We start from the raw sequence: 8,439 nt of genomic DNA on the forward strand, positions 1-8,439 counted from the left end.
TCTGTCGCACAATCTTTGTGCGGTATTGCCGTAAAGCGTAATTTGTGGTATCGAGCCTGTCTTGCTTTTTGTCAAGGCAGGCTTTTTTGTATAATCTTCCGGAAACCGGCGACAATAAAAGAGGGGAAATGATGTTGTTGTGTTGCCTTTTTAGAAAAATCTCTTGACAAGTCAAATCAGATAGTATATAATGTTAATTAAGAACTGATACTATTAGAGCATATCTTGTATATGCTCGGCTTAAAGGATTGATTTTTATGAAAAATCGCAATACGCTTCAGCGTCGTCTGGTGCTGGAAACGGTACGGCGAATGCACAATCACCCTACGGCAGACGAAATCTTTCGGGAGATCGCCGCAGAGAACACGCTGATCAGCAAGGCAACGGTCTACCGGAATCTGAAGATCCTGTCAGAGCAGGGCGAGATCCTGCACATTCCCATTCCGGACGGGGCAGACTGTTTCGATTTCAACACCAAGCCCCACTATCATCTGGAATGCCGCAGCTGCAATCGGGTGTTCGATGTGAACATGCCCTATCAGAGCGACCTGTGCAGCAAGATCGTAGGCTGCGAGGATTTTCTGGTGGAATCCCATCACATTGTCTTTTCCGGATTGTGTCCCGCCTGTCGAAAGGCGGCGGAACAGCGGGCACAGCTGCAAACCACCGAAGAACCACATAGGAAAAATGCGGAATAAAACTTGTTTGTATGCAACAGTTTTGTTTTGCTTTCTCCAAGATGAAAAGGAGGTCATATCATGGCAGAACTGAAAGGTTCACAGACGGAAAAAAATTTGCTGGCGGCATTTGCCGGCGAATCACAGGCATTCACCAAGTATAATTATTACGCTTCCAAGGCAAAGAAAGACGGTTATGTGCAAATCGGCAAGCTGTTCGAGGAAACTGCCAACAATGAAAAGGAACACGCGAAGATCTGGTTCAAGCTGCTGCATGGCGGCGTGATGCCGGAAACAACGGAGAACCTGAAAGATGCGGCTGCCGGCGAAAACTACGAGTGGACAGATATGTATGTCGAGTTCGCGGAGCAGGCAAAGGCAGAGGGCTTCACACAGATCGCGGCACTGTTTGAGGCGGTGGGTGCGATCGAGAAGGAACACGAAGCACGTTATCGCAAGCTGCTCGCCAATATCGAGGGCGACTGCGTCTTTTCCAAGGACGGCGATGTCATCTGGGAATGTGCCAACTGCGGTCACATTGTCGTAGGCAAAAAGGCTCCGGAGGTCTGTCCGGTCTGCCAGCACCCGCAGTCCTATTTTCAGGTCAAGGCTGAGAACTATTAAGGCATCTTACGTACAAGCTCTGTGCGGTGTTGCCTTAAGGAAATCACTTTCCTTGCAAATATCTTGCAAATAAAATTGGACGGAAATCCTCTGGAAAGCATGACTTTCCGGAGGATTGCGTTTGTGTCAGGAGGAATGGTATGCGTTCAAGGGAACGTTTTCTTTCCCACTGGAAAGGACGGCTGCTGCACAGCGGTATCCACATTCTTTCCCATTTGCGGCTGCTGCTGCGGTGGGTGTTTTACTCTGTGCTGATGGGCGTTCTGGTGGGATTTATCGGGATTGCTTTTGTGTATGCCATACAGTGGGTGACGACATTCCGGACGGGGCATTGGTGGACAGTGCTGACACTTCCCGCCGGCGGTCTGCTGATCGTGTGGCTGTACCGCATCAGTCACGACCAGAACGACAAGGGCACCAATATGGTGCTGGCTTCGCTGCGGGCAGAAACGGAACTGCCTATGCAAATGGCACCGCTGATTTTCATTTCCACCGTAGTGACCCACTTCTGCGGCGGCAGTGCCGGACGGGAAGGTGCGGCGTTGCAGCTGGGCGGCAGTGTGGGCAGTATGCTGGGACGGGTGTTCCGTCTGGCGGAACGGGATAAACAGGTGCTGATGCTCTGCGGCATGTCGGCGGCGTTTTCGGCAATTTTCCGTACGCCCATTGCGGCACCGGTTTTCGCCATGGAAGTGGTGTGTGTCGGTGCCATGCGGTACGCGGCACTGGTGCCCTGTACCATTGCTTCTCTGACGGCTTCGTGGCTGGCGGGCAAATGCGGCATTCCGCTGGCGAAGTATACGATCGGGGAAATTCCGGCGTTTCAGGTGGTGCCGGCATTGAAAATTTTGCTGCTGGGCGTTTGCTGTGCGGCGGTGAGCATTCTGTTCTGTGTGCTGCTGCACCAGACGGAACACTTCCTGAAAAAGTATTGCAAAAATCCATATCTGCGGATTCTGGCGGCAAGCGGTGTGCTCTGGGTGCTGGCGTTGCTGGTACATAATCAGGACTATCTGGGCATTGGCGGCGAGGTGATGCGGCGTGCCGTGGCAGGGCAGGTGGTCTGGTATGCGTTTCTGGCGAAGATGATCTTCACGGCGTTGACATTGGGCGGCGGCTTTAAGGGCGGCGAGATCGTACCTTCCTTTTTCATTGGGGCAACGTTTGGCTGTCTGTTCGGGCACTTGCTGGGAATTTCGCCCTCTCTCTGTGCGGCAGTAGGCATGGCGGCACTGTTCTGCGGCGTGACCAACTGCCCGCTGGCTTCTATGATGATCGCATCTGAACTGTTCGGTATGGCGGGTGCTCCGTATTATCTGCTGGCAGTCGCCGTCAGCTATCTGCTCTCCGGCTATTACGGGCTGTATGGGGAACAGACGTTCCTGTCCTCCAAGTTCACCGGCGGCTATGTCAGCCATAAAACACGTCAATGAAAGAAGATGAAAATCATGACAAAGCGTTCTTTGTCTGACCGGCAGAAGGGCATGATCTGCATCATTTTGTCGGCGTTTTGTTTTGCATGGATGAATGCCTTTGTGCGGCTCTCCGGCGATCTGCCGTTTATCCAGAAAAGCTTTTTCCGGAATCTGGTGGCACTGTTGTTCGCACTGGCGATGCTTCTGCGGGAACACGGCTGCTTTCTGCCGAAAAAGGGATCTCTGCCGTTTCTGGTACTGCGTGCCACGGCGGGAACGCTGGGGATCCTGTGCAATTTTTACGCGATCGATCATCTGGCACTGTCGGACGCGTCGATTCTGAATAAGATGTCCCCGTTTTTTGCAATTCTCTGTTCGTGGATCTTTCTGCGGGAAAAACTGAACTGGAAACAGGGGCTGATCGTGCTGGGGGCATTTGTGGGGGCACTGTGTGTCATCAAGCCCACCTTTGCCAATGCGGATTTGTTTCCGTCCCTGATCGGACTACTGGGCGGCTTCGGGGCAGGCGTTGCCTATACCATGGTACGCCGTCTGGGGCAGATCGGGGAGAATAAGGCGTATATCGTCTTTTTCTTCTCCGCCTTTTCCTGTGTGGTGACATTGCCGTATCTGCTGTTCTGCTATGAGCCTATGACGTGGAAGCAGCTGTTGTGTCTGGTTATGGCAGGGCTTTCGGCGGCAGGCGGACAGTTCGGTGTCACTTCTGCGTACTGCTATGCACCGGCAAAGGAAATTTCCGTTTACGATTACACCCAGATCATTTTTGCCGCAGGCTTGGGATTTTTGCTGTTTGCACAGATTCCCGACTGGCTGAGCATTCTGGGGTACTGTATCATCATTGCTATGGCAGTGGTTATGTTTTTCTATAACAAAGAATCGGATAAATAAAATTCGTATAATTGTATATTACAAAAAGCGGAGATTCTGGTACATGGAATCTCCGCTTTTCGAATTTTCTCTAGTATTGTAATTTTAAAACTTTACAGATCAGGCTCCCTTGAAAAGACACCCAAAGTGCGTACTTTGTGCTGACTGAGGGATTTTTTATGTGAAATCTGAAATAAAAAGAAAAGATTTCAGCAGAATCCCTCCACCAGCTTCGCTGGTCCCCCTCCCTTTTCAAGGGAGGCTTATCCTCATTTTTAACCGTTACATCGTGTTCGCTTGTCAGTGTACGCTTATTCTGCACTGGGCAGGGTGTGGATAATGGATACCAGGAACTTCAGCAGAACGACAGCATCATTGCCGCTGATCTCGCTGTCGGCATCGCAGTCCGCATTCTTCTTCTGGGTGCTTCCCAGTGTGACAACGTTTGCCACTGCCTTGTTCAGCAGAACCGCATCGGTAATGTCTACACGGCTGTCCATGTTGACATCGCCGTACAGTGTCAGTCCGCTTTCACCGCTTTCCGAAGTGTTTGTGCTGCTGTCGGAGGTGGTGGCAGAGGTGACAGTTTCTGTTGTGGTGGAAGTTGTACCAGTGGTGGTGGTCGTTACAGTGGTGTCTGTGGTAACTGTGCCGTCACCCACCAGTTTCAGTACACCGAAACCGCTGGTGTTGATGTAGCCCTGACCGGTGAGGTCGTTCCAGTTGGCCATGCTGGTACGCTTGCCGTCGCCGGTGCCGTCATCGTTGACCTGTACGTCAAAGCCTACGATCTGGTCAGCGTGGAACGAACCGATAGTGTACGGAATTGCCACCTCGACGATATAGCCCTTGTCGGTCTTTTTCGTGCCGGAGAGGAATGCGTCAGTGGAACGTCCGTCGGTAACGGTCTTGTCGTTCTCGTAGTTGATACGGCACTGAATGTCGTCGCTCTCGTAAGAGGAAGTCTTGTGGTTGTTCTCGTCGAAGAATACTTCCACAGTGTCCTGCTCGTAGGCGTTGGCACTTGCCACGCTGAGTACGGGATCGGTGACTTCGGTCAGCACATAGAGGCAGTTCTCGTCCCAGAGCATCTTGGAAACGGCGGTCGCACCGTTGCCCATGGAGTAGGTGTTGACATCAATGGTGTTGGCATCTGCCCATGCGGCATCGATGTCCCCGTCAATGGTAATGGGTGTTTCGGTCTTGGTCGCCTCGGCATACTTGGGCTGTTCTGCCAGGGTGACAATACCGCAGGTGGGCAATGCACCAGTTGGTACGTCACTATTGTTAAAAACGTAATCTGCTACATCAACGCAATTCCATGCAGCATTATTGTTGAATACATCTAAGTGCACGGTACTGCCGCTTTTCGGGTTCCAATCATTACTGTTGGATTCCCATTTCAGGTCTACGTATTCCATAGCGGAAGTAATAGTTTGGTCGTCAATCGGGAAGCCTCCCATAGAATCCAGTTGGTTTCCGAAAATTTCAACATAGGAGTTTTTAGCATCTGCTGAAACTGCCGGATTGTAAACACGAACGATCATGTTTTCGTCAGACCAAGCTGCCTTGAAATAAGTGCCGGTACTGCCGGTTTTGGTGCTGAGATACTGTGCCGTACCAATTTCCAATGCCCGTTCCAGATCGGCATCTGTGCCGTCATAGCGGTATGCCGTCATGGTCTGGAGCTTTTCCACTTCGGAGTCGGTGTCGATCACGGCGTAATAGGACGGCTTTGCCTGATAGTCCTTGTCAAAGAGCAGGGGATAGCCGCCGATCCAACTGGTGGAGTCGGTGATGCCCCAGAGGACAACCGCGGACAGGTTTACGCCGGAATCCTTCATTTCCTTGTACATCTTGAACACGTCCTGATACCGCTGTGCCAGTGCCAGCTGGTCGGCGTATTCGTTGGACTTCTCGGAAACGTCCAGCTCGGTGACCTGAATTTCCAGTCCCAGGTCTGCATACTGCTGCATGGCAGATTTGTACAGATCAATGGTGGGATAACTCATGGAGATGTGGGACTGCATGCCCACGCCGTCGATCAGGTTCTTTTCCACCAGCGGTTTCAGAATGTCGCTGATGATGTACGCCTGTTTGTTGGGGGAGTATTCGTTGTAGTCGTTGTAGAACAGCTTGCAGCCTGCCGGTGCGTACTTCTTGGCGAATTCGAACGCCAGCGGGATATAGGACTGGTCGCCGTAGACCTTGACCCATGCAGACTGTCCGTTGACCTCGTTGTTGGAACCGGCATCGCGAATGGTGCCGGCATCGGAAGCGGCTTCATTCACCACGTCCCATGCGTAGAATTCCACATCGGGGTAATCCTTTTTCAGCGTTTCCATGACGGTCTTGATGTAGTTTTCCAGACGCTTGGTCATCTTGTCCTTGGAAACCCATGCCCCGTTGGGATCGAAGTTTTCCTTGAAGAACCAGTCCGGTGTCTGGCTGTGCCATACCAGCACATGACCGCGTACCGGAATTTTGTTTTCGCCGGCGAATTTCAGAATCTCGTCTGCTTCGTTCAGAGAGATCTGGGGCATGGTGTCATCGCCGGTTTCTGCCACGTACTTCTGGGACAGTGCCTGATCCAGCACGCTGTCCGGCTTCAGTTCGTTGCCCAGTGTCAGGCTGTTGTAGTGCTTTTTGATGAGGTCTTTGGTGGCACCCTGTGCGAATTCCGAACCGGCACAGGCACAGCCGATCTTAAAGTAGTCGGAATAGGCATCTTTCAGGGAAGCGATGTCGTCCTGAATGGCAGGATCCGGCAGGTGTTCGCCGACTGCATCGTCCATGTAGAAGTTCATGAGATCCTGTTCCTTGGGGGCACTGGTGTAGCCGGTCTGTACATAGATATAGAAGTTGGTCGCACCCTCCGGCACGGTGAATTCGCTGCCCACGTATTTCCATTCGCCCTTGTTTGCAGTTTCGGTGGCAATGGTGTAGTAGTTTTCCTTGCCGTTCAGGTCGTATTGCAGGTTAATGGAAAATTTCTGGGTGTCGGTGTACTGGTCGCCGTCATAGAGCACGTAGGTGCCGACTTTATAGTAGCCGCCGGCTTCCATGATGTCGGACGCACTGCGGGTGGCACCGTTCCACAGCTGGGTTCTGCCGGAAACATACAGGCTGGTCGTGCCGCTGTGGGCGTACTTGGTGGAGAGTTCTACCTTGGCACTGCCGCGGCCGTTCCACTTCTGGGTGGAGTTGTTGTCGAAGTCAGATTCGAATTTGTCGTCCAGCTGGATCTCTGTCTTTTCGCCTTTAATGACGACGTCGTCAATATAATAGGTCTGGTCGGTATTGGCATCCGGCATCTCCACATAGAGGATCATATCGGTGGCACCGGAGGGAACGGTGTAGTTGCCCTTTATCTCCACCCACTGTCCCGCAGTTGCCTGTGCGGCGGCAACCTGATCGTAGTGGTCTGTGCCGTTGGCATCGGTGTAGATCATTTTGATCGCCATGTTCTGCTGACCGCTGCCCTCGTACATGGCACTGGCAGAGATCTCGTAGCTCTGTCCGGCAGCCACGATTCCGGTCAGGGAGCAGCGGGGAGCACCCCAGTTGGCGGTGCGGTCATAGCAGTACAGGGAAGTGCCGCCGTTGTGGGCTTGCTCCGTGGACAGGGACAGCGAGGAACCTACGCCTTTCCATGCTCCGTAGCCGCTTTCGAACGTGTCGTTCATCAGCTCCTGCACCTCTGCGGAGCCGATCAGTCCCGAAAGGGACAGACTGGTGACAGCAAGCACACCGGTGGTGACTGCCGCCATGAGTTTTTTGAATTTCATCTGATTTCATTCCTTCTTTCCGATTTTCGCGGGTTTTGTGCTTCGATTCACGTGTTGTTATAGTGAATAAATACATTATAACATTACGCTACTTTTTTGTCAACATTTTATCCGTGAAAAGGTGCAGAAATCAATTTTTCGGAGATTTGCAAAAAAGCGGCAGATGACATGGGAGGTCGTCTGCCGCTTTGCGGTGTGGTTGTGTGTGTCTTACTTGTGTTCCGGCTGTTTTGCTGCCTGTACATGGTAGAGGATACGGGAGAGCAGTTTTTCCGGCACCAGTTTTGACGCGGCAACGCCTACACGCATCATCAGCCCCGGAATGATCAGCAGCTTTCCTGTCAGCAGCCCGAACACTGCTTCTTTGGCAACGGCTTCCGGTGTCAGTGCCTTGACACGGAACTGCACGCCGGCACGGTCGTTGAAGCCGGTGTCCACTGGCCCGGGGCAGAGAATGCTGATCGTGACACGGCTCTTTTCGCGGCGGAGTTCTTCCGCAATCGCCAGCGAGAGCCGGACCACATAGTTTTTCGAAGCATAATAAGAGGAGAACAGGGGACCGGTCAGGAATCCGGCACTGGAGGCAACATTCAGGATCTTTCCGAAGTTGCGTTTCTTGAAGTCCCGCAGAAACAGCTTTGTCAGAATGTGCAAGGCTCTGACGTTGACTTGCAGCAGTTCCAGTTCCTCCTGTAATGCTGTTTCGGAAAATTTTCCGAAAACGCCGAAGCCGGCATTGTTGACCAGAATGTCTACGTGCTTGTCCCTGCAAAATTCATACAGTGTAAAGGGTGCCTGATTTTCCGCAAGATCCAGTGCAATGATCTCGGTGTGCACCGGCAGGGTTTCCTGCATGCGGAGCAGGGCTTCTTCGTTGCGTCCGGTCAGGATCAGCGAGATGCCGCGGCGGCTCATTTCCTGTGCAATGGCTTTTCCGATGCCGGAGGTTGCTCCGGTGATGAGTGCTTTCATAGAAAAAACTCCTTTCTAAGGATCGGGAAACGCTTTTCAGTATGGGCAATACCGCACAAAGAGCGTCTGGCGACT

At 52.3% G+C, this 8,439-nt stretch carries 6 protein-coding genes; 4 read left to right on the forward strand and 2 right to left on the reverse strand.

Annotation, left to right across the window (positions count from 1 at the left end; translation table 11 throughout):
* Nucleotides 1-257: 257 nt before the first annotated feature.
* From RUMCAL_RS13670 to RUMCAL_RS13685, 4 genes are all read left to right on the forward strand, one after another.
* The gene (locus tag RUMCAL_RS13670; protein WP_021683596.1) at nt 258-698 is read left to right on the forward strand and encodes a Fur family transcriptional regulator; all 441 of its coding nucleotides are present in this window, start codon (nt 258-260) and stop codon (nt 696-698) included.
* A 60-nt stretch (nt 699-758) separates the two neighbouring features.
* Complete coding sequence (rbr, locus tag RUMCAL_RS13675) at nt 759-1,301, forward strand: rubrerythrin (protein ID WP_021683597.1); 543 nt, start codon at nt 759-761, stop codon at nt 1,299-1,301.
* Nucleotides 1,302-1,441: 140 nt separating this feature from the next.
* Nucleotides 1,442-2,734, forward strand: a complete 1,293-nt coding sequence (locus RUMCAL_RS13680) for a chloride channel protein (RefSeq protein ID WP_051343897.1) — start codon at nt 1,442-1,444, stop codon at nt 2,732-2,734.
* A 15-nt stretch (nt 2,735-2,749) separates the two neighbouring features.
* Nucleotides 2,750-3,625 carry a DMT family transporter gene (locus RUMCAL_RS13685; RefSeq protein ID WP_242823524.1) on the forward strand — a complete coding sequence of 292 codons (876 nt, stop codon included), beginning with the start codon at nt 2,750-2,752 and terminating at the stop codon, nt 3,623-3,625.
* 290 nt (nt 3,626-3,915) lie between these two features.
* Here RUMCAL_RS13685 and RUMCAL_RS14885 read toward each other — a convergent pair whose 3' ends face one another.
* Together RUMCAL_RS14885 and RUMCAL_RS13695 are read right to left on the reverse strand one after the other, a co-directional pair.
* Nucleotides 3,916-7,392: an endo-1,4-beta-xylanase gene (locus RUMCAL_RS14885; protein WP_021683601.1), complete on the reverse strand. Its 3,477-nt coding sequence runs from the start codon at nt 7,390-7,392 to the stop codon at nt 3,916-3,918.
* 210 nt (nt 7,393-7,602) lie between these two features.
* Entirely contained in the window at nt 7,603-8,364 is a 762-nt protein-coding gene (locus tag RUMCAL_RS13695; RefSeq protein WP_021683602.1) for an SDR family NAD(P)-dependent oxidoreductase, read from the reverse strand.
* Nucleotides 8,365-8,439: the final 75 nt, after the last annotated feature.

The sequence above is a fragment of the Ruminococcus callidus ATCC 27760 genome (assembly GCF_000468015.1).
GTDB classification, from domain to species: Bacteria; Bacillota; Clostridia; order Oscillospirales; family Ruminococcaceae; genus Ruminococcus_C; species Ruminococcus_C callidus.